This window comes from Streptomyces sp. NPDC000983, from assembly GCF_040299205.1.
Lineage (GTDB): Bacteria > Actinomycetota > Actinomycetes > Streptomycetales > Streptomycetaceae > Streptomyces.
The window spans coordinates 1-20753 of the sequence record NZ_JBEPBM010000002.1 but is presented as its reverse complement, the minus strand read 5'-3'; the positions used below and the strand labels follow the sequence as shown (position 1 = coordinate 20753).

Below are 20753 nucleotides of genomic sequence, written 5' to 3'. Positions count from 1 at the left end.
GTTTGCTTAAAACTTGAACCAAGTCCGCCGGTCCCGATGGAGCACCGATGCCCCTGCCCTACGTCCTGCTGTCGGCCGCCGTCTCCCTCGACGGCTACCTGGACGACACCGGCCCCGAGCGGCTGCTGCTCTCCAGCCCCGCCGACTTCGACCGGGTCGACGAGGTACGGGCCTCGGTCGACGCGATCCTCATCGGCGCCGGCACCCTCCGCGCCGACAACCCGCGCCTGCTGGTGAACTCCCCCGAGCGGCGCGCGGCCCGCACCGCGGCGGGTCGGCCCGAGTACCCCCTGAAGGTCATGGTCAGCGGCAGCGGTGACGTGGACCCGGCCGCCAGGTTCTGGCACACCGGGGGCGCCAAGGCCCTCTACACCACGGACAAGGGCGCCGAGCGGGCCCGCGCCCTCGGGCTCGCCGCCGACGTGGTCCCCCTCGGCCCCGGCCTCGACTGGCTCCCGCTCCTGGCGGACCTCTACGAGCGGGGCGTACGGCGGCTGATGGTCGAGGGCGGCGGCCGCGTCCACACCCAGCTCCTCCAGGAGGGCCTGGCCGACGAACTCCAGCTGGTCCTCGCCCCCCTCTTCGTCGGCGACCCGGACGCGCCCCGCCTCTTCGGCCCCGGCGCCTACCAGCCCGGACGGCTGCGCCTGGTGGAGTCCCGCCGTATCGAGGACGTGGTCCTCATGCGCTACGAGCCCACCGCCCCCGGCGCCGGCGCGCACGCCACCACCGCCGACCACCACTGGCTGCGGCTCGCCTGCGAACTGGCCGAACTGTGCCCGCCGTCCCGGACGGCGTTCAGCGTCGGGGCGGTCGTGGTCGCCGCCGACGGCACCGAACTCGCCCGCGGCCACTCCCGGGAGGGCGACGACCCGGTCGTCCACGCGGAGGAGGCGGCCCTCGCCAAGATCGACCCCGCCGACCCCCGGCTGCCCTCCGCGACCGTCTACAGCAGCCTGGAACCCTGCGCCCGCCGGGCCTCCCGCCCCGCGCCCTGCTCCCGGCTGATCCTGGAGGCGGGCGTGCGCCGGGTGGTGACCGCCTGGCGGGAACCGGACACCTTCGTGGCGGGCGCCGACGGCAGCGGACTGCTCGCGGCGGCCGGGGCGCGGGTGCTGGTCCTGCCCGAGTACGCGGACCGCGCCCAGGCCCCCAACCGCCACCTGACCGACCCGGCGACGGGCGCACACCCGTGACGTGAACAAACGCGTGTGCTTCGGGCCCCGCGGATGACGTACACTGGTTTCACCGACGCGGGGTGGAGCAGCTCGGTAGCTCGCTGGGCTCATAACCCAGAGGTCGCAGGTTCAAATCCTGTCCCCGCTACTGAAGGCCGAGGGCCGGAACCCGAAAGGGTTCCGGCCCTCGGTGCGTTCCCCCGCGCCGATGGCTCACCCCCGCCAGGTCACCGCCACCCCCTTCTTCGCCGCCGCGCCCCCGGCCGTCATGCTCAACTCCGTCGTCCGCCGCGGCGACCTGCGCCTCGCCGGACAGCGGCGGATCGCCGAGGTGGACCGCCGCGCCGTGCTGCCCCGGCCGCCGGAACGGATCGGCGGCCTCGACATCGCCTTCCACGACCCCGAGCGGCAGTTGACCGGATGGTCCTTCGCCGATTCCGGCGCTGTCGTGCGGACCCTGGCCGAGGAGGCGCGCCGGCGCTGCGGGGGCGGAATGACGGACGACACGGCCCTGCTGGCCGTCCGTAGACCCGGCATGTCACCGGGGGTGATCGGATGACAGCCCTCCGCATAACAACTGACATACCGTCAGGAAAACTCGCGAGTAGAAGGTGTGGCCAACTCGCCCGATTTGAAACCTCCATGACCGTAAAGTCCCGGCCGAAAAGCTTAATGATCAAGAGGAACAGCTTGGAATCCGAGCCTCACGTCTATTAACGTTCGATAACGCAGCGCGGTCGTCCCAGCCGTCACAAGAGTCGGCTCCGTGCGCACGCGCCGAATCCCGCAAGGGAACCGGGGAACCACCAACTTGGGGTGAATCGCTCGTATCCCGCCGAACATCGACGGCGGATATACGCGCGTAGGAGACCTTCCTGCTCCGAACCCGTCAGCTAACCCGGTAGGCGAGAAGGAAGGAAAGGAGCACGCCCACGTGGCGTCAAACCCGCCTGCCCCGTTCGTGCCGAGCCAGCGTGGCGACGAGACCTTCGTATACGGCAGCTACCGCACCGACGAGGGCCCGTGGGAGGAGTGGAACCCCACCGCCGAGACCGTTCGCCCGGTACGCGGCAAGCACCGCGTGGCCAAGCAGCGCGGCGGCGGGCTCGCCCGCAGCTCCACCGTCCTCGGTGTCGGAGTCATCGCGGCCGTCGGCGCGGGCGGCATGGCCAGCGCCCAGTCCGGCAAGCCCCCGGTCGCCATCACCATCCCCGACCTGCCGCTGATCTCCGACGACTCCGCGGGCGACGAGGCCCCCGAGACGGCCGCCTCCCCGCTCAGCACCGTCGGCATGACCGCCGTGGACACCGAGCAGGGCGCCGCCGACGCGGGCGAGGCCCTGCGCGCCCGGATCATGGCCCAGGCCGAGCAGCAGCAGGACCAGGTCGACACCAAGGCCGCCGAGGCCGCCGCCGCTGCCGCCGAGAAGGCCGCCACGGCAGCCGCCGAGAAGGCGGAGAAGGAAGCCGAGGCCAAGGCCGCCGCCGCCAAGGAGAAGGCCGAGGAAGAGGCCCGCCAGAAGGCCGAGGAGGAGCGACTGGCCCAGCTGGCCAAGGAGTACACCCTCCCGACCTCCTCCTTCACCCTCACCTCGACCTACGGCCAGGCCGGCTCCATGTGGTCCTCCGGCTACCACACCGGCCTCGACTTCGCCGCTCCCACGGGCACGCTGCTCAAGGCGGTCCACACCGGCACCATCACCTCCGCCGGCTGGGACGGCTCCTACGGCTACAAGACCGTGCTCACCCTGGAGGACGGCACCGAGATCTGGTACGCCCACCAGTCCTCGATCAGCGTCAGCGTGGGCCAGCAGGTCAACACCGGCGACGTGATCGGCCGGGTCGGCGCGACCGGCAACGTCACCGGCGCCCACCTCCACATGGAGGTCCACCCCGAGGGCTCCTCCTCCGGCATCGACCCGCTCGCGTGGCTGCGCAGCAAGGGCCTCAACATCTGATCCAGCCCCGGTGACCCCGGCGGTCCTGATGACGACCCCCCGACATCAGGGCTGCCGGTTCCTGCTGCCCTGATCCCGGTTACGTCCGGTACGGGTTGTACGCGGGGTACGGCCCCGCGGGATGCGCCGGGTACCCCGGCCAGGGCTGCTGCCCCGGCGGCGACACCGGCTGGGACGGATACCCGTACATCCCGTACACCGCCCACGGCGCCGCCACGACCGGCACCCGCGGAGCCGTGGCGCGGGCCGCGTGGTCGAGGGCCGGCCGGGCCACCTCACGGCGCAGCCACAGCTCCCGCAGCAGCTCCGCCTCCCGTACGACGAAGTCGGCCCCCGCGCGGCCCCGCCGCCCCCGGTGCCGCAGGAACGCCAGCGAGGTCGCGTACGCCTCGTACCGCGCCACCTCCCGCGCCGCCCGCCGGCCGCCGCCCCGCCGGGCGTGCGCGCGGGCCAGCCTGCGGGCCCGCATCGAGCCCAGCGCGAACGGCTCGCCCGGCGCGAGCCAGCCGGCCACGGCGTAGGCGGGCAGCTCCTCGCGCACGGTGCGCAGTTCGCGCTGGCGGGTCCAGATCACCAGCCAGGTCAGCAGCCCGAACGCGGGCACCATGATCGCCGCGTACACCGCGAAGAAGCCGTACGGGCCGAACACCGTCGAGCCGTTCCACATCGCGTGCAGGCCCATCGCGAGCAGCAGCCCGCACGGCGGCAGCAGGATCCGCCGCCAGCGCTGCCGGGGGGCGGACAGCGCGGCGACGCCGAAGCCGATGCCGGTGAGCACGGTGAACAGGGGGTGCGCGAAGGGGGACATGACGATGCGCACGAAGAAGGTGGCGGCCGTGACGGAGGCGATGCCGCTGTCGCCGGTGAGCTGGTCGGTGCCGAAGGCGGTGCCGAGGTAGAGGATGTTCTCGGTGAACGCGAAGCCGGTCGCGGTGACCCCGGCTATCACCACCCCGTCGACCAGTCCGGTGAAGTCGCGCCGCCGGAACAGGAAGACGAGCAGGACGGCCGCGGCCTTCGCCGACTCCTCCACGACCGGCGCTATGACCGTCGCCCCGAGGGTGTCCGCGCTGGACGGGTCCGCGGTGGCCGTCGCTATCCACCGCGTGGCGAAGCTGTTGGCGATGATCGCTATCAGCGCCGCGGCACAGGCGCCCCAGGCGAAGGAGAACACCAGATTCCGCCAGGGGCCCGGCTCGACCCGGTCCAGCCAGCGGAAGGCGGCTATCAGCAGCGGCACGGGCAGCACGGCGAGCCCCAGCCCGACCAGGAAACCCTGGGTGCCGGTCTGTTCGCGCACCAGGGCGAGGATGACCAGCCCGGAGAGGGCGAGCAGGGTGCTCAGCGCGCCGTACCGCACCCAGGCGCGCTGCCACCAGTGCGCGGGCCGCGGCGAGCCGCCGGCGGGACCCACGGGTCCGGTGGGGTGCGTCGGGTACGGAGGACGGGTGGCCACGGCATCGACCCTAACGAGGCAGGGGCGCCGCCCGCACGGGGGGCGGGGGCGGGCTCAGGCGCCGGCGGGGGTTTCGTCTCGGTGCGCTGCGGGCTCGACGTGCTGCTGTACGCGCTGCTCGACGTGCTGCTCCACACGCTGCTGTACGCGGCTGAAGAGGAGGTCGTTCACGACATGTCCCTTGTCCAGTCCCTGGCCCTCGAAACGGGTCAGCGGCCGGAACTGCGGACGCGGCGCGAAACCGCCGTCGGCCTGCGTGTTCTCGAAGTCCGGATGCGCGCTCAGCACGTCGAGCATCTGCTCGGCGTACGGCTCCCAGTCGGTGGCGCAGTGCAGCAGCGCGCCGGGCCCGAGCCGGGTCGCGGCGAGGCTGAGGAACTCCGGCTGGATCAGCCGCCGCTTGTGGTGGCGCTTCTTGGGCCAGGGGTCCGGGAAGTAGACGCGGAGCCCGGCGAGGGAGTCCGGGGCGAGCATCTCGCGCAGCAGGATGATGGCGTCGCCGTTGCCGACCCGGATGTTGGACAGACCGTGGTGGTCGGCGAGGTTGAGCAGGTTGCCCTGGCCGGGGGTGTGCACGTCCACGGCGAGCACGTTGGTGCCGGGGTCGGCCGCGGCCATCTGCGCGGTGGCCTCCCCCATCCCGAAGCCGATCTCCAGGACGACCGGGCCGTCGTTGCCGAACAGCTCGGCCAGGTCGATCACCCGCTGCCCGTCGATGTCCAGCCCCCACTGGGGCCACAGCCGCTGCAGCGCGTCCGCCTGGCCCGCGGTCACCCGGCTCCGGCGGGGCTGGAAGCTCCTGATCCGGCGGTCGAAGTGGGAGCCGGCCGGATCGGCCTTGGGCCCGTCGGGGAACCGCGGCTCGCCCTTGGCCCGGGTGTGCCGGACGGACACACCGGGCTCGTGGCCGGGGGCGGACTGGGGGGCTCGGGGGGTGTGCAGGGATTCAGACACAGTGCGGTCGATTTTACGGGAGGCGGAGGTCACGGCGGCCCGGGCGACGGAGGTCACCGCGGCCGGGGCGACGGAGGTCACCGCGGCCGGGGCGCCCACCGCCCGCCTCCGGTCACGTCACGCACGCCGGTCTCCCGTCACCCCTCGGCCAGCACCGCCAGTGCCCTGCGGGCCACCTCCCTGCCGATCGGCAGGGACGCCGTGGCGGCGGGCGAGGGCGCGTTCAGCACATGCACGGCGTGGGCGCCCTCCCGGATCAGGAAGTCGTCCACCAGCGTCCCGTCCCGCAGCACGGCCTGGGCCCTGACCCCGGATGCCGCGGGCACCAGATCCTCCTCGGTGACCGCCGGCAGCAGCCGCCGCACGGCCGCGGTGAACGCCCCCTTCGACAGCGACCGGCGCAGCTCCCCCGCGCCGTACCGCCAGTGCCGCCGGGCCATCGCCCAGGCCCCCGGCCAGCCCAGCGTCAGCGCCAGGTCCTGCGGCCGTACGACCCCCCAGCCGTACCCCTCGCGGGCCAGCGCCGGCACCGCGTTGGGGCCCACATGGACGCCGCCGTCGACACCCCGGGTGAGGTGCACGCCGAGGAACGGGAACGTCGGGTCCGGCACCGGGTACACCAGGCCCCGCACCAGCTCCGGCCGGGCCAGCGTGTAGTACTCGCCCCGGAACGGCACGATCCGCATCCCCGGGTCGTCGCCGGTCAGCCGGGCGACCGTGTCGCACTGGAGCCCGGCGCAGTTCACCAGCGCCCGCGCCCGTACGACCTGCCCGTCCGCCGTCCGGACGGCCACTCCGAGCCCGGGCCGCCGGTCGATCCGGACGACCTCGGCGCCGTAGCGGATCTCCGCGCCCGAGGCGTCGGCCAGCCGCCGGGCCACTTTGACGTAGTCGCAGATCCCGGTGGTCCCGACGTGTATGGCCGCGAGCCCCCGCACCTCCGGCTCGTACTCGGCGATCTGCGCGGCGCCCAGCTCCCGCACCGCGATCCCGTTCTCCCGGCCGCGCTGCACCAGCGCGTGCAGCCGGGGCAGCTCGGACCGCTCGGTGGCGACGATCAGCTTGCCGGTGACCTCGTGGTCGATGTCGTACTCGGCGCAGAACTTGACCATCTCCGCGGCACCGCGCACCGCGTACCGCGCCTTCAGCGAGCCGGGGCGGTAGTAGATCCCGCTGTGGATCACCCCGCTGTTGCGCCCCGTCTGGTGCCGGGCCGGGCCCCGCTCCTTCTCCAGCACCGTCACCCGGGTGCCCGGCGCGGCCCGGGTGATCGCGTACGCGGTGGACAGTCCGACGATCCCGCCACCGATCACGAGCACGTCACAGTCGTGAGCGACCGCCCGCACGAGCACCACCTCCGCCTCCGATAGTGCACTGCGCCACTGACAATGCCCTCAAACCCCGGAGGCACACCCGGTCGGACCGGCTTTCTCCCGCTCCGGCGGCTCAGGCGGGCGTCATCAGCAGTGGCCGGGCCCGCTCCCGCAGCTCCACCACCCGCGGCTCGTCCCCGTACGGCTCCAGGCGGTGCAGCAGATCCTTCACGTACTCGGTGGTGCGCGCCGAGGAGATCCGGCCCGCCACCTCCACCGCCCGCACGCCCTGCTCGCAGGCCGCGTCGAGGTTGCCCGACTCCAGCTCGGCCACCGCCGAGACCACCAGCCTGAGCCCGTGCGAGCGCACGAACTCCTCCGTCGGCTTCGACAGCGCCTGCTCGGTGAAGCGGCGCACCTGGCGCGGCGCCTTCAGATCGCGGTAGCACTCGGCGGCGTCGGCGCAGAAGCGGTCGTAGGAGTAGAAGCCGAGCCAGGACGGGTCCTGGTCGCCCTCCCGGGAGCGCTCCAGCCACCCCTCCGCCGCCTTCAGCGCGGCGCCCGCAGCCTGCGCGTCCCCGGCGCGCGCGTGCGCGCGTGCCTCGACGAGCCGGAAGAAGCTCATGGTGCGCGCGGTGGCCAGCCCCCGGTTGCGCTCCAGCGCGGCCTGCGCGAGGTCGACGCCCTCGTCGCCGAACCCCCGGTAGGTCGCCTGCAACGACATCGACGCCAGCACATAGCCGCCCAGGGGCACGTCCGCCGCGGCCCGGGCCAGCCGCAGGGCCTGGATGTAGTACCGCTGGGCGGCCTCCTGCTGCCCGGTGTCGAAGGCCATCCACCCGGCCAGCCGGGTCAGTTCGGCGCTCGCCCCGAACAGGGCGCGGCCCACGTCGTCGGAGTACGAGCCGAGCAGCAGCGGCGCCGCCTCCACCCGCAGGCACTCGGGCACCATGGACGAACGCCAGTCCCCGCCGCCGTACTTGGAGTCCCAGCGCCGGGCGTCCTCGGCGGCCTCCCGCAGCTTCTGCACATCGCTGTGGCCGACCTTGGCCGGTGCGCCGGCCCCCTCGGCGGGGTTCACCTCGCGCGCCACCGAACTGTCGGCCGGGGTTATCAGCCACCGTGAGGCGGGCGTGGCGTAGGCGCTGACCGCGAACGACCCGGCCAGAGACTGCCAGATGCCGCCCGAGCCGGCCCGCCGGCCCGCGAGGTCGAGCCGGTACAGCTCGGTCGCCGAGCGCACCGCCTGTCCGACGTCCCGGGGGAAGGCGAGGCCCACCTCCGGCGCGGGATCCGCGTCCGCCAGACCGATCTCGTGGAGCGGCACCGGGCGGCCGAGCTTCTGGCCGATGGCGGCGGCGATGAGGTGCGGGGCCGCGCCCTGCGGCACCATCCCCTTCGACACCCAGCGCGCCACCGACGTCTTGTCGTAGCGAAGTGTCAACCCGCGTTGAGCGCCAAGGTCGTTGACGCGACGCGCGAGTCCTGCGTTGCTGATTCCCGCGAGGGCGAGAACGGCGCCGAGCTTTTCGTTCGGCCCGCGTTGCTCCCTGGACATGCGCCACCCCTCGACACAGACGGCTGCCGCGCTGGCATAACCACGCGGCATTCGTAAACCCAGCGTAGTTCGCCGCATCCCAAGCGTTAAGGGGCATTCTTCCGGATGGCGGGATTGTGGTCCGTACTGAAGTGCGGTTCAGGTACGGACGGTTGCGACGTGCTCCCGCTGTGTGGCTGTGCGCCTGCGCGTGCGCTCTTCTCCGGCCATGGGGGGAGCGGTTCCATGGGTCGTGCGTGGGTCGGCCCGCTGTACTGGATCCAGTGGGCTGGGGGACACCGCCGCCTCCATCCCCGCGGGCGGCGGAACGGTCCGGGGGGCGCGTCCCGCCTCCCGGACTGCGCACCCGTCGAGCGGTGCGCAGCGCATGTACGGAGCGTGTCCACGCCTGTCTCCGTTACGCCGATTTGGCCGAAAACCATCCCCGCCTTTTGTGGGTGATTACCGCCCCCACCACGGCAGTTGAGGGCGCGAAAGGCGTTCTCGGGGAGTGAACCGGGGGCGCATTCGAGTCGCCGCGGCCGTTCGTTCTCCTTGGCCCGCACGGGTGTTGACGCCCCGGTGGGGCGCGCGCGGCAGCGCATTTCGCAGATCTCAGGCGGTGTCACCGCACCTCTGACGCGCGTCCTTCATGGCAGCATGGGGATCCGGTTCGTGCGGTGCACTGGTAGTCCACAGCCTGTGGAGGCGTCCATGCGGTGGTTGGTGGGATGGAGCAGCGCCGCCGCGGGAGCCGCCGTGATCGGCTCCGCGGGGGCCACCGGGCCCGACGGCGAGACCGTCCACCCCGTGGGGTCCCAACTCCTGTGGGGAGATCCCGATCCGCTCTGGGCGGTCGGGGACTGGCGCCCCGACGAGGTGCGCGTGGTGCAGGCCGACGCCCGGACCCGGATCGCCGTCCTCGGTATCTGCGGGGCGAGCGACGAACAGCTGCGGGTCGGTCTCTTCGCCGCGCGGGGCGGCGCGCTGCGCCATCTGACGGCCTGGCCCGGCAGCTACACGGCCGTCGTCCAGGTCGGCCGCCGGATCATGGTCTGCGGCGACCTGGCGGGCGCCCGGCCGGTGTTCCACACCCCCTGGGCCGGCGGCACCGCCTACGCCACCGCCGCGCTGCCGCTCGCCGACCTCATCGAGGCGAACCTCGACTTCGGCCACCTGGCCGCCCTGCTCGCCGCCCCGGACGTCCCCGCGGCCCTGGACGACTCCACCCCCTACGACGGCGTCCGGCGCGTCCCGCCGGGCCACGCGCTGATCCTGCGCGCCGGGGCGCGGGAGATCGCCGGCTACGAGCCGGTCGCCTCGCTCGCGGTCGCGGCGCCCCCGGCCGACCCGGACAGCGCGGTGGACGCCGTGCGCGACGCCCTGGTGGAGGCGGTACGGGTCCGGCTCTCCGCACCCCGCCATGTGCCCGGCACCGGCATCGACCCCGGGCCCGTCCCCGGCATGGGCCCCGCCGAACGGCGGGCCGCGCGCGGCACACCGGTGCCCGGGATCGGCGCGGACCTCTCCGGGGGCCCCGCGTCCGCCACCCTCGCCCTGCTCGCCGCCGGCCTGCCGGGCATGCCGGGCACGGTGCTGGGCCACGGCACCGGCGCGGGCGAGCGGCTGCTGGCGGTCACCTTCAACGACCTCGCCACGGGCGGCCGGGAGGCCGAGCTGGAGCGGGCGGGCGCCCTCGCGGCCAACCCGCGCCTGCACCATGTGGTGGTGACCGGCGGCGAGGAGACTCTCCCCTACGCCGACCTCGACGGCCCGCTCACCGACGAACCCGGCCCGTCCCTGGTGACGGCGGCCCGGCACCGGGCGCGGCTCGCGGCGGGCAGCGCCGACCACTTCACCGGCCACGGCGCCCGCCAGGTCCTCGACGCCCACCCGGCCCGGCTGACCGACCTGCTGATGGACCGCAAGCGCCGGCACCTGGTGCGGCCGGTCGCCGCGCTCGCCAAGGCCGACGGCTCGGTGATGGTCCCCGCGCGCGTTTACGGCGCCGCCCGCAAGCTGGCCCGCACGCCCTACCGCACCGGTCTGGAGGTGCTCGCCGAGCGCCTGCTCCACCGGCGGTTCGACGAACCCGGAGGTGCCGTGGGGGCGTCGCTGGCGGCGCTCACCTGGGCGAGACCCGGCCCGGCGGCACGCTGGCTCACCGGGGAGGCACTGGCTGAAGTATCGGTTCGCCTTCAAGGTGCGACGAGCCGCTCCGGGGTCGGCCCCGGGCAGCGGCCCGGCGACTACCGCGCGCGTGCCTCCCTCGCCCGGCACGCGGCGGACCTGCGCGTGCTGGAGCAGGCCGCCGAGATCCGCTTCCAGCGGCTGCACGCGCCGTTCCTCGACAACCAGGTCGTCCGCGCCTGCCGCTCCCTGCCCGAGGCGCTGCGCGTGCAGCCCGGCGCGCGCGGCTCGATCCTGCGCACGGTCCTGGAGGGCGCGGGCGTGACCGACCTCCCGGCCGGGTGGGGCGCTCCCTCGCACGCCCCGGCGGCGGTGGCGGCCCGTACGGGGCTGCGGGTCGCGGCGCACGACCTGGCGGACCTCTTCGGCACCCCGCTGCTGGCGCAGGCCGGCCTGGTGGAGGCCCGGGTCGTGCGCAAGGCGCTCCGCTCGGCGGCCGAGGGCGAACCGCTCCCGCTGGACGGCCTGGCGGACCTCGTCTCCCTGGAACTGTGGCTCTCCCGGCTGATGGCCCGCCGCGGCACCTGCTGGACCGGAACCCCGGCCCGCGCCCGTGCGGTGCCCGCCGGGATCACCCCGCAGCGGGGCGCACTGGGCGCGGGAGCGGGCGCCCGGCGCGCATAGGCGCCCGTCGTCCACAGCCTGTGGGCGACGCCCTGCCCCGCAGCACCCCGGGAATCCCACCGCCCGTGTCGACGGACTGCTCCTACGAGCAGCTGAACCGTGACTCCGCCCAGTCCGCGAGCGTCACGTCGTCGAAGTGGCTGTGCGGCTCCACCACCAGCCGGACGGTCCTGCGCCCGGTGAGGTCCACCGCGACCGGCACCGCGGGATCGCCGCCGCGCACCGTCCCGGACCGCCACAGCCGCACCCCGTCGGCGTACACGGAGAAGGTGACCCGGCCCAGCCCCAGCATCATGTCGTCGACGCCGACGACGGCCCGGTAGGAGGTGCACTCCCGGTTGAGGTCGATGGTGACCGAGGACCGGCCGTGCACCGTGACCCCGTGCGCGTACCGGGTCCCGGCGATCGGGACGCCGTGGCGCTGCCACACCCAGCTGCTCTCCCCGAGCCGCATCTCGGGCTCGGTGCCGTCCCCGACCACGTCGTACGACAGCTCGCTCCACTGGAAGTCGGCCGGTGCCGGTGCCGGTGCCGGTGCCGGCGGCGGCGGAGTGGGGGTGGGCGTCGGGGTCGGCGTCGGCGTGGGGGACGGGGTGGGCTTCGGCCCCGGCTTCTGGGCGGGGGGCGGTGCCGGGGCGGGTGTGGGCTTCGGCTTCGGCGTGGGGGTCGGGCTGGGGGTGGGCGTGGGTTTCGGCTCGGCGGCGACCACGGGCGGGGCCGGCCGCGGCTTCTGCTTCGGGGGCCCGGCGGTGGGGGACTCCTCGACCACGGGGGCGTGCGAGGTGACCGGCGGCTTGGCGTCCGGCCTCGCCACCGGATCGCCGTCCCCGACCAGGGCGAGCGCCACCGCCGCGGCGGCCACCGCGACCACGCCGGCGGCGATACCTGCCTTCACCGGTGCCCCGAGCCCCTCGGAGACGGCCGCGCCGCCACCGGCGCCCGAGGAGGAGCCGCCCGCAGCCGCCGCGGCACCGGCGACCCCGGCGGCACCCGCCCCGGTGCCGCCGGCGACGAGCGCGGCCACCTTGGCGTACCCGGCGGCGCCGAACCAGCCGATGACCGCGACCGGCACGACGCCGGGGATGCCGCTGGCGACCTCCTTGATCTGCCCGGCGGCCAGCCGGCACTTGGCGCACTCCTCCAGATGCTTGCGCAGACCGCGCTCGGCTCGGGTGCGCAGACCGCCGCGGGCGTACGCGCCGAGCCGGTCGGCGTGGCGGGCGCACTCCTCGTCCCCGGCGAGGGAGGCGCTGACATGGGCCTGGAGGTAGGCCTGCTTGAGCCCTTCGCGGGCCCGACTGGCCAGCACCCGGGTGCCGTTGGCGTCGAGCCCGAAGAGCGTGGCGACCTCGCTCGGGGACTCGTCCTCGACCTCGGTGTGCCACAGCACCGCCTGCCAGCGCTCCGGCAGCGAGCGGAACGCCTGCATGGCCAGTGACTGCTCGGCCTCGTGCATCGCGCGGACGTCCGCGCCCAGGTCGAGCGTGTCGTCGTCGGAGACCTCCGCGACCCGCACGGCCTGGGAGGCGAACACCGCGAAGTCCTCGACCAGTTCCTCGCGCTTGGCCGACTTCGTCCAGGTCGCCGCGACCCGCCGGACGGAGGTGAGCAGATAGGCGCGTACGGCGTACTCGGGACCCGAACCGCCGCGCACCGCCTGGAGCATGCGGGCGAAGACCTCCGCGGTGAGGTCGTCGGCGGTGTGGGCGTCACGGCAGCAGGTGCGGGCGTACCGGCGGACCGCGTCGGCGTGCCGGCGGTACAGCTCCGCGTAGGCCGAGTCGTCGCCGGAGCGCATCCGGCCGATCAAGTCGGTGTCGGACGGCGGCAGTTCCCGGGGCGGTGGCAGGACGCCGTCCTCGCGCCGGTCGCGCTGCGCGGGCACGCTGCCCTCGACGGGCTCGCCGCCCTGGGCCGGGATCCCCACGGTCACCGGCGGTTCGCCGGCCGCCGGGGGCGTGCCGTGCGCCGGGGGCGTGCCGTGCGCCGGGGGCGTGCCGTGCGCCGGGCCGGGCCGGCCACCCTGGCTCGGTACGTGAGGCGTGGCCGGGCCGCCGTCCTCCGCGTCACCGTCACCGAGTGACCCGTCCCGCCCGTCAACACTCATCGCGGAAAGCCCCCGCCGCCGGCCCAACCAGTCCAGAACACCGGGTCAGAGTGCCATACCGACTTTTGGTCAGCGCCCGACGGCGGCGGCCTTCCACTCGTTGGAGGGGACTTCGTACGGCGCGGTACCGGACCCCACCCGTTCGGAGAGGGCTCAACTGCCTTGGTCTATGAGGAAGTTGAGCCGTTCACCCGATATGTCCCAGGCGGTTCCCGGTGGTGCCCGGGGCGGGAGCGCACACACATCGCCCACGCCCCCGCGTCACCGTTTCGGGTCACCCGGCACCGCGAGCCGTCCCGGTCAGGACGGCCGCGACCGCAGCCCTTCCAGCAGGATGTCCAGCAGCCGCGCCGAGGCCGCCGCCTGGTGAGCCGGGTCGGGCAGTGAGGGTGCCGCCGTCGCGATCACCAGCAGCACGTCCGCCACCGACACGTCGGCCCGCAGCTCACCCGCCTCGCGCGCCCGGTCGACGAGCTGCCCCACGACCTCCAGCAGCGCCGAGGCCCCCGCGTCGTCGTCCCCGCCGACACCGGTCGCACCGGAGCCGCCGGCCGGGGACGAGATCTCCCCGGGCACCAGCCGCAGCTCGCCCGAGCCCGGCTGCGTCCGCTGCTGCGGCACCCGCGCCTCGTCGAACCCGGCGCCGTCCGCCCGCTCCTCCGCGACGCCCACGCGCAGCACCTGCGGCGGCAGCAGCCGCCCGGCACCCGACGCGACCGACGTGCGCAGGAAGCGCGAGAGCGCCGACCACGGCTCGTCCTCCTGCCCGAGCGCCGCCCTGGCCTGCTCGGTGAGCCGGGAGGTCTCCTCCTCGGCTATCCGACGCACCAGGACGTCCTTGCTCGGGAAGCGCCGGTACACCGTCCCGACGCCGACCCGCGCGCGGCGCGCCACGTCCTCCATCGGCGCCCCGTAACCCAGCTCGCCGAAGACCTCGCGCGCGGCACGCAGCACGTGCTCCAGATTGCGCTGTGCGTCCACCCGCAGCGGTGTGGTCCGCGCACTGTCCGCGCGTCCGTGCCCCGCCGCGTTCATCGCCGAACCCATCGCTCCGCCCATCGCCCCGCCGACGGATGCGACGGCGGACGTGGACGACCAATGAGAGTCCTGAACATGCATAAGCGTTCCCCCGGTATTGATGTCTCCCCCCGGAGACTCCCCGCCTTTGACAGCCGGAGCGCGGTGGAACATGCCCGGGCCCCGGGTCCGCCGTCGCGAACCCATTGAGCCCGAGGAGCGCATCCCCCTACACCCCGTCGACACACGAACATAGTTGAGAGGGAGTCAATTCAGAAGGGGCACGTTCCGCACGGAGCGCCCCCCGATCGGCGTACGGGCCGCATACATCCTGATTGCACCCCCTGTGACCCCCCGGCGCACCCCACTTGACCTGCGCGTATTCCCCGCACTCCGGCAATTCGGCCAACCCTGCGGCTGGAAGGCGTCCGGTCACACAAATGGTCGAGGCTGTGGACAAACTCAAGCGCCGGGTGCGTCATGGGATGGTGAAGGAACGTGCGCGCATTCTCGTTGTCGGCGGCGGCTACGTCGGGATGTACACGGCGCTGCGACTCCAGAGAAAGTTGAAACCAGAAATCAAACGGGGAGAAGTCGAGGTCACCGTCGTCACCCAGGACCCGTACATGACCTATCAGCCGTTCCTTCCCGAGGCTGCGGCCGGTTCGATCTCCCCCCGCCATGTGGTGGTGCCGCTGCGCCGCGTCCTGGACCGCTGCCGGATCGTCGTCGGCGAGGTCCGCTCCATCGACCACGCCAAGCGCACCGCGACGCTGACCACCCTCGCCACCGAGGAGGAGGGCGCCGGCGCCGAACAGCTCTCCTACGACGAACTCGTCCTCGCCCCCGGCTCGGTCTCCCGCACCCTCCCGGTCCCCGGACTCGCCGACCACGGCATCGGGTTCAAGACCGTCGAGGAGGCCATCGGACTGCGCAACCACGTCATCGAACAGATGGACATCGCCTCCTCCACCCGCGACCCCGCGATCCGCGACGCCGCCCTCACCTTCGTCTTCGTCGGCGGCGGCTACGCGGGCGTCGAGGCGCTCGCCGAGCTGGAGGACATGGCCCGCTACGCCACGCGCTACTACCGCAACCTCCGCCCCGAGGACATGAAGTGGATCCTCGTCGAGGCGTCGGACCGCATCCTCCCCGAGGTCGGCGAGGACATGGGCCGCTACACCGTCACCGAACTGCGCCGCCGCAACATCGACGTACGCCTGCGCACCCGCCTGGAGTCCTGCGCCGACCGGATGGCGGTGCTCAGCGACGGCGCCCGCTTCCCCACCCGCACGGTCGTGTGGACGGCCGGCGTCAAACCGCACCCCCTGATCGCCGCCACCGACCTCCCGCGCACCGATCGCGGACGGCTGAAGTGCACCGCGGAGCTGACCGTGGAGGGCACCCCGCACGCGTGGGCCGCGGGAGACGCGGCCGCCGTGCCCGACGTCACCGCCGCGCAGCCCGGCACCCACACCGCGCCCAACGCCCAGCACGCCCTGCGCCAGGCCAAGGTCCTCGGCGACAACATCGCGCACTCCCTGCGCGGCGAACCCCTGCGCACGTACGCGCACGCGTACGCCGGCTCGGTGGCCTCGCTCGGCCTCCACAAGGGCGTCGCACAGGTCTACGGCCGCAAGCTGAAGGGCTACCCTGCCTGGTTCATGCACCGCGTCTACCACCTCAGCAGGGTGCCGACCTTCAACCGCAAGGCCCGCGTACTGGCCGAATGGACGCTGTCGGGGCTCTTCAAGCGCGAAATCGTCTCGCTCGGTTCACTCGAACACCCCCGAGCGGAGTTCGAACTCGCGGCCGGTGGAAAGTCTCCTCAGAACACCGACGACGACCCGAAGGGGTCGTCCTGACCGGACCGAGGAACTCCTGCGAGCCGGCGGGCGTCTGACGGATGTCGGCGCCGTCCGCCACACTGCCAGACTGACCCCCGAACCCGGACGGGCAACCACCCGCCGTCCGTCCCTACGAAGCCGTCCCCACAGTGCTGCATCCCCCGGGGAGCCACCCCCCAGACCCCGGCCGGGTCCGGAGCTGGCCGAAGACAACGACACGAGGCAAGGATCCGTGAACTTCACGCGCTGGAGCGCCCGGCTTCCCGGAACGCAGCGCCGCGCCGCAGCCCGGACCGAACACGCGGTCGCCGCGGAGCGACGCGGGGAGGGCGCGGGCGCCGTCCCCGCGGCCAGAGCCGAACAGCTCACCGACGAGGGCCCACCCGTCCCCGCCCTCGACGAACTGCCCGTACGCGAAGTCCTCGACGGCGTACCCGCCCTCGTCGCCCTGGTCCACGGCACCAACCACCGCCTCGCCTACGTCAACGACGCCTACGCCACCGCCTTCGGCGAACGCCCGCTCGGCGAACCGGCCCGCGACGCCCTCCCCGAACTGGGCGCACTGGGCCTGCTCCCGCTCCTCGACCAGGTCCTGCGCAGCGGCAAACCCCGCACGGTCAAGTCCCGCAAGGCCCCCGACGGCCGCTCCTACACCTTCACCTGCACCCCGGTGGCCGAAGGGGACGGCGGCGTCCTCGTCTTCGCCACCGACGTCACCGACCACGCCGAGGCCGCCGAGCGCCTGCGCGCCAGCGAGCGCCGCCAGCGCGAGACGGCGGTGACCCTCCAGAGATCGCTCCTCCCCCAGGAACTCGAACAGCCGGACGACCTGCGCATCGCGGCGACCTACCAGCCCGGCGGCACGGAAGCCGCCGTCGGCGGCGACTGGTACGACGTGATCACCCTGGGCGGCGGCCGTACGGCCCTGGTCATCGGGGACGTCATGGGCCGCGGCGTCCGCGCCGCCGCCGTCATGGGCCAGCTCCGCACCGCCGTGCGCGCGTACGCCCGCCTGGACCTCCCCCCGCACGAGGTGCTGCAACTGCTGGACGTCCTCGCCACCGAGATCGACGCCAACCAGATCGCGACCTGCGTCTACGCCATCCACGACCCCAACGAGGGAAGGCTGGTGTACGCCTCCGCCGGCCATCTGCCCATCCTCGTCCGCGACGAGAGCGGCCGCGTTCTGCGCGCCGACGAACCGACCGGCCCCCCGCTCGGCACCGGCGGCTGGATGCACGCGTCCGGTTCCGTCCCGCTGAGCCCCGGCTCCACGGCCGTCCTCTACACGGACGGCCTGGTCGAACGCCGGGACGAGGACCTCGACGAGGGCATCGCCTCCCTGGAGCGCGCCCTCGCCGGCGCCACGGGAACCCCCCAGGTCGTCTGCGACCGCCTGGTCCGCTCCGCGGGCGTCACCGCGGACCACGACGACGACGTCGCCGTGCTGGTCCTCCAGCACCCCGCCCGCACCGGCCCCGACGGCGACCTCTTCCGCAACGCCGCCCTGGAACTGCTCGGCGGTGTGGAGGCCGCGCCCCGCGCGCGTGCCTTCGCCTCCGGGGTCCTGACCAGCTGGCGCTTCCCCACCGACCTGCACGACCTCGGAGTCCTGGCGGCGAGCGAACTGGTCGCCAACAGCCTCCAGCACGGCACCCCGCCCATGCGCCTGCGCCTGCGCCGCACCGACCGCCGGCTGATCGTCGAGGTCACCGACGGCGACGACCACCTCCCCAGACGCCGCCGGGCCGAACCCGGCGACGAGTCGGGCCGCGGCATCGCCATCGTCGCGACCATCGCCACCTCCTGGGGCTCCCGCAGGACCCCGGGCGGCGGCAAGGCCGTGTGGTGCGAGTTCGTCCTGCCCCGCACCTGACCGGAGCGGGCCGGCGGCCGGCTCAGGCGTGCGCCCGGGCCGGCGCGGCGCCACCCGTGGCGACCACCCGGCTCCGCACCGACGCCGGATCGTCCTGCGCCGCCGTCAGCTCCCGCCCCAGCCGCAGCGCCAGATACGTGATCCCCAGGGAGAACAGCAGGAACGTCACGATGTACGGCGCGTGCAGCGCGGCACCCATGGGACCGCCCACCGCCGGACCCACCGCCAGGGCGAGCTGCTTCACCAGGGCGAACGCCGAGTTGTACTGGCCCGCCATCCCGGCCGGAGCCAGATCGGCCACCAGCGGCGCGACCGTCGGCGACAGCATCGCCTCCCCGAGCCCGAACAACGCGTACGTCGACACGAACGCGGCCGTCGCCATCTCCTGGCTGCCGTGCCCGAGCCCGGCATACCCGGCGGCCACCCACGCCACGGCCCAGATCAGCCCCACGGCCGCGATCACCCGCGACCGGCGCCGCCGCTCGACGAACCTCAGCACCGCGAACTGCGCCACCACGATCATCAAGGTGTTCGCGGCCAGCGCGGTCCCCAGGGCCGAGGTGGAGATCCCGGCGGCCTCCACGCCGTACGCGCTCAGACCCGACTCGAACTGGCCGTAGCAGGCGAAGAACAGCACGAAGCCCAGCACGCACAGCCGGACCATCGCCCGGTTCCCGAGCAGCTGCTTCCAGCCGCCCTTCGCCGACGCGGGCGCGCCCTCGATCCGCGGCGAGTGCGGCATCCGCACCGTCGCCATCACCACGACCAGCAGCAGGAACATCGCCGCCTCGATCGCGAACAGCAGAGTGAAGGAGGAGGCCCGGGAGGTGTCGACGAGATGCCCGCCGATGAGACCGCCGACGCCGAGCCCGAGGTTCTGCAGGAAGAACTGGGTCGCGAACGCCCGCGACCGGGTCTCCGCGGTCGAGCAGTCCACGATCATCGTCGCCAGCGCCGGCTGCATCACGGCCTGCCCCGCCCCCAGAGCCGCCGCCGACAGCAGTACGGCCGTGGCGTTCCCCGCGAGCCCGAGGCTCAGCGCCCCCAGGGCGGCGGTGACCAGGGCGGCGAGCAGCACCGGAAGCGGGCCCCGCCGGACGATGGCCCGCCCGGCGAAGGGCAGCACGATCAGCGCGGCCACGGCGAACACCGCGAGTACGAGACCCGCGGTGACGGCGCCGAGACCGCGCACCTGCGCCACGTAGACGTACAGGTACGGGACGGTGAAACCGAGCCCGAACGTGCTGAGTGCGTTCGCCACGTGGATCCGGCGCATCGCCGCGCCCATCGCCCTGGTCACGTTCACCTCTCTCAAGTCGTTCGATACGGGCCGATGGCCCTGGAGTGGTTAGCTCTGAAGACTTCAAAGCTAAAGTTCGAAGCTAAAGAGTACAGATCGAAGGACTTCAACGCCAACCACCCTCGTGCGATACTCGGCGCATGGGCGACAACTCCGGCCTCAGCGGCGAGCCGACACTCGAAGAGCAGATCGCCGCCTACCAGCGCGAGTTCCAGGACCTCGACCCCCAGGTCGAGAAGGTCGTCTCCGCGCTCTCCCGGCTGAACCGCCGCATGAACGTCGCCTACGGCCGCCAGACCGCCACGCTCGGTATCAGCAGCACCGAGTGGGAGGTCCTCAAGGCACTCGTCCTCTCCGGCGCCCCGTACCGCCTGGGCCCGAGCGACCTCGCCAAGCGCCTCGGCCTGACGCCGGCCGCGATGACCCACCGGATCGACCGCATGGTCACCGAGGGCCTGGTGACCCGGGAGCGCGACGAGTCCAACAGGGTCCGCGTGATCGTGGAGCTGACGACGGAGGGCCGGGAGAAGTGGATGGAGGCCATGCGCCTCGCCTCGGTCTTCGAGGAGGAGCTCCTCCAGGACCTGTCTCCCGAGGAGCGCACGACCCTCGGCGAGGTCCTCACCCGCCTCCTGCGCAGGGTGGAGCACGCCCAGCCGGACGCTGGCGGCCGGCTCACCGACCTGGATTAAAGATCTTGACAGGCGGGGCTTGACGGCCCCCTGGCGGATCTGTAAAGTTCTTCGGGTTGCCGCGGGGCCGTAACGGTTCTTCGGTAGCACCTCCGCCGCTGAAGCGGCACTACAAACCACCAGCACGATCTCCCAGCCGGGATGAATTCGGCGTGCCCGAATTCAATTCGAATGGGGTTCGGCAGCCCGATTAGGAACTGCCGGGAGGATCCGCTAGGGTTTGAAACGTCGGAACGGCCCAACAGCCGCGAGGACAAGCCCGGTTGACTGGGAGTCAGACGCCGAGAGGATCTGATAAAGTCAACACCGCCGGAAGGCCGAAAAGCCGGAAAGCACCGAGGAAATCGGGTCGGAAAGATCTGATAGAGTCGGAAACGCAAGACCGAAGGGAAGCAGCCCGGAGGAAAGCCCGAGAGGGTGAGTACAAAGGAAGCGACCGTTCCTTGAGAACTCAACAGCGTGCCAAAAGTCAACGCCAGATATGTTGATACCCCGTCTCCGGCCATCGGCCGGGGCGAGGTTCCTTTGAAATAACACAGCGAGGACGCTGTGTGCGAGGGGATTATTCCTCCTCTCGCACCGCTCTCGTGGTGTCATCCCGATTACGGGAAAACATTCACGGAGAGTTTGATCCTGGCTCAGGACGAACGCTGGCGGCGTGCTTAACACATGCAAGTCGAACGATGAAGCCCTTCGGGGTGGATT

The 20753-nt window shown here is 73.1% G+C and carries 14 protein-coding genes, 1 tRNA gene, 1 rRNA gene and 1 riboswitch; of the genes, 9 read left to right on the top strand and 7 right to left on the bottom strand.

Translation table 11 applies throughout. The features are described from left to right. The first annotated feature begins 47 nt into the window (after positions 1-47). The 4 genes from ABT296_RS02025 (at position 48) to ABT296_RS02010 (ending at position 3135) form a co-directional block, all read left to right on the top strand. The gene (locus tag ABT296_RS02025; protein ID WP_351922431.1) at positions 48-1196 is read left to right on the top strand and encodes a dihydrofolate reductase family protein; all 1149 of its coding nucleotides are present in this window, start codon (positions 48-50) and stop codon (positions 1194-1196) included. Positions 1197-1252: 56 nt separating this feature from the next. Beyond that, positions 1253-1326 (top strand) — tRNA-Met (locus tag ABT296_RS02020). Positions 1327-1386: 60 nt separating this feature from the next. Next, positions 1387-1737, top strand: coding sequence for a hypothetical protein (locus ABT296_RS02015; protein WP_351922430.1), 351 nt, complete (start codon positions 1387-1389; stop codon positions 1735-1737). A gap of 206 nt (positions 1738-1943) precedes the next feature. Continuing rightward, positions 1944-2101, top strand: a riboswitch (cyclic di-AMP (ydaO/yuaA leader). A gap of 11 nt (positions 2102-2112) precedes the next feature. After that, positions 2113-3135, top strand: a complete 1023-nt coding sequence (locus ABT296_RS02010) for a M23 family metallopeptidase (protein ID WP_351922429.1) — start codon at positions 2113-2115, stop codon at positions 3133-3135. 79 nt (positions 3136-3214) lie between these two features. Here ABT296_RS02010 and ABT296_RS02005 read toward each other — a convergent pair whose 3' ends face one another. The 4 genes from ABT296_RS02005 to ABT296_RS01990 all read right to left on the bottom strand — a co-directional run bounded on the left by ABT296_RS02005 (position 3215) and on the right by ABT296_RS01990 (position 8416). Beyond that, positions 3215-4591, bottom strand: coding sequence for a PrsW family intramembrane metalloprotease (locus ABT296_RS02005; protein WP_351922428.1), 1377 nt, complete (start codon positions 4589-4591; stop codon positions 3215-3217). Between the two features lie 54 nt (positions 4592-4645). Further along, positions 4646-5545 carry a tRNA (guanosine(46)-N7)-methyltransferase TrmB gene (gene trmB / locus ABT296_RS02000; protein ID WP_351922427.1) on the bottom strand — a complete coding sequence of 300 codons (900 nt, stop codon included), beginning with the start codon at positions 5543-5545 and terminating at the stop codon, positions 4646-4648. Positions 5546-5682: 137 nt separating this feature from the next. Beyond that, on the bottom strand, positions 5683-6891 hold the full coding sequence (lhgD, locus tag ABT296_RS01995) for an L-2-hydroxyglutarate dehydrogenase (protein WP_351922426.1): 1209 nt from the start codon (positions 6889-6891) through the stop codon (positions 5683-5685). 100 nt (positions 6892-6991) lie between these two features. Then, positions 6992-8416, bottom strand: a complete 1425-nt coding sequence (locus ABT296_RS01990) for an NsdA family TPR-like regulatory protein (RefSeq protein ID WP_351922425.1) — start codon at positions 8414-8416, stop codon at positions 6992-6994. 693 nt (positions 8417-9109) lie between these two features. Between ABT296_RS01990 and ABT296_RS01985 the strand changes: the two genes are divergently transcribed. Then, entirely contained in the window at positions 9110-11209 is a 2100-nt protein-coding gene (locus ABT296_RS01985) for an asparagine synthase-related protein (RefSeq protein ID WP_351922424.1), read from the top strand. A gap of 82 nt (positions 11210-11291) precedes the next feature. Here the strand turns inward: ABT296_RS01985 and ABT296_RS01980 are convergent, their stop codons facing one another. Continuing rightward, a complete protein-coding gene (locus ABT296_RS01980; RefSeq protein ID WP_351922423.1) occupies positions 11292-13316 on the bottom strand; it encodes a sigma-70 family RNA polymerase sigma factor in 2025 nt (674 codons plus the stop codon). Positions 13317-13616: 300 nt separating this feature from the next. Further along, the gene (locus ABT296_RS01975; protein WP_351922422.1) at positions 13617-14435 is read right to left on the bottom strand and encodes a TetR/AcrR family transcriptional regulator; all 819 of its coding nucleotides are present in this window, start codon (positions 14433-14435) and stop codon (positions 13617-13619) included. Between the two features lie 383 nt (positions 14436-14818). Between ABT296_RS01975 and ABT296_RS01970 the strand changes: the two genes are divergently transcribed. Next, the gene (locus tag ABT296_RS01970; RefSeq protein WP_351922421.1) at positions 14819-16198 is read left to right on the top strand and encodes an NAD(P)/FAD-dependent oxidoreductase; all 1380 of its coding nucleotides are present in this window, start codon (positions 14819-14821) and stop codon (positions 16196-16198) included. 214 nt (positions 16199-16412) lie between these two features. Beyond that, positions 16413-18056, top strand: coding sequence for an ATP-binding SpoIIE family protein phosphatase (locus ABT296_RS01965; protein ID WP_351922420.1), 1644 nt, complete (start codon positions 16413-16415; stop codon positions 18054-18056). Between the two features lie 22 nt (positions 18057-18078). Here the strand turns inward: ABT296_RS01965 and ABT296_RS01960 are convergent, their stop codons facing one another. After that, the gene (locus ABT296_RS01960; RefSeq protein ID WP_351922881.1) at positions 18079-19332 is read right to left on the bottom strand and encodes an MFS transporter; all 1254 of its coding nucleotides are present in this window, start codon (positions 19330-19332) and stop codon (positions 18079-18081) included. A gap of 164 nt (positions 19333-19496) precedes the next feature. Between ABT296_RS01960 and ABT296_RS01955 the strand changes: the two genes are divergently transcribed. Then, the gene (locus ABT296_RS01955; RefSeq protein ID WP_351922419.1) at positions 19497-20048 is read left to right on the top strand and encodes a MarR family winged helix-turn-helix transcriptional regulator; all 552 of its coding nucleotides are present in this window, start codon (positions 19497-19499) and stop codon (positions 20046-20048) included. Positions 20049-20663: 615 nt separating this feature from the next. Beyond that, positions 20664-20753: ribosomal RNA gene (locus tag ABT296_RS01950) — 16S ribosomal RNA — on the top strand; the annotation flags it as partial.

What these genes read in the sequence shown, in the direction of transcription:
- ABT296_RS01960 (WP_351922881.1), bottom strand. Translation starts at nt 19,332, where the DNA reads ATGCGCCGGATCCACGTGGCGAACGCACTCAGCACGTTCGGGCTCGGT.
- ABT296_RS01955 (WP_351922419.1), top strand. Translation starts at nt 19,497, where the DNA reads ATGGGCGACAACTCCGGCCTCAGCGGCGAGCCGACACTCGAAGAGCAG.
- ABT296_RS02015 (WP_351922430.1), top strand. Translation starts at nt 1,387, where the DNA reads ATGGCTCACCCCCGCCAGGTCACCGCCACCCCCTTCTTCGCCGCCGCG.
- ABT296_RS01975 (WP_351922422.1), bottom strand. Translation starts at nt 14,435, where the DNA reads ATGCATGTTCAGGACTCTCATTGGTCGTCCACGTCCGCCGTCGCATCC.
- ABT296_RS01980 (WP_351922423.1), bottom strand. Translation starts at nt 13,316, where the DNA reads ATGAGTGTTGACGGGCGGGACGGGTCACTCGGTGACGGTGACGCGGAG.
- ABT296_RS01990 (WP_351922425.1), bottom strand. Translation starts at nt 8,416, where the DNA reads ATGTCCAGGGAGCAACGCGGGCCGAACGAAAAGCTCGGCGCCGTTCTC.
- ABT296_RS01970 (WP_351922421.1), top strand. Translation starts at nt 14,819, where the DNA reads ATGGTGAAGGAACGTGCGCGCATTCTCGTTGTCGGCGGCGGCTACGTC.
- ABT296_RS01985 (WP_351922424.1), top strand. Translation starts at nt 9,110, where the DNA reads ATGCGGTGGTTGGTGGGATGGAGCAGCGCCGCCGCGGGAGCCGCCGTG.
- ABT296_RS02025 (WP_351922431.1), top strand. Translation starts at nt 48, where the DNA reads ATGCCCCTGCCCTACGTCCTGCTGTCGGCCGCCGTCTCCCTCGACGGC.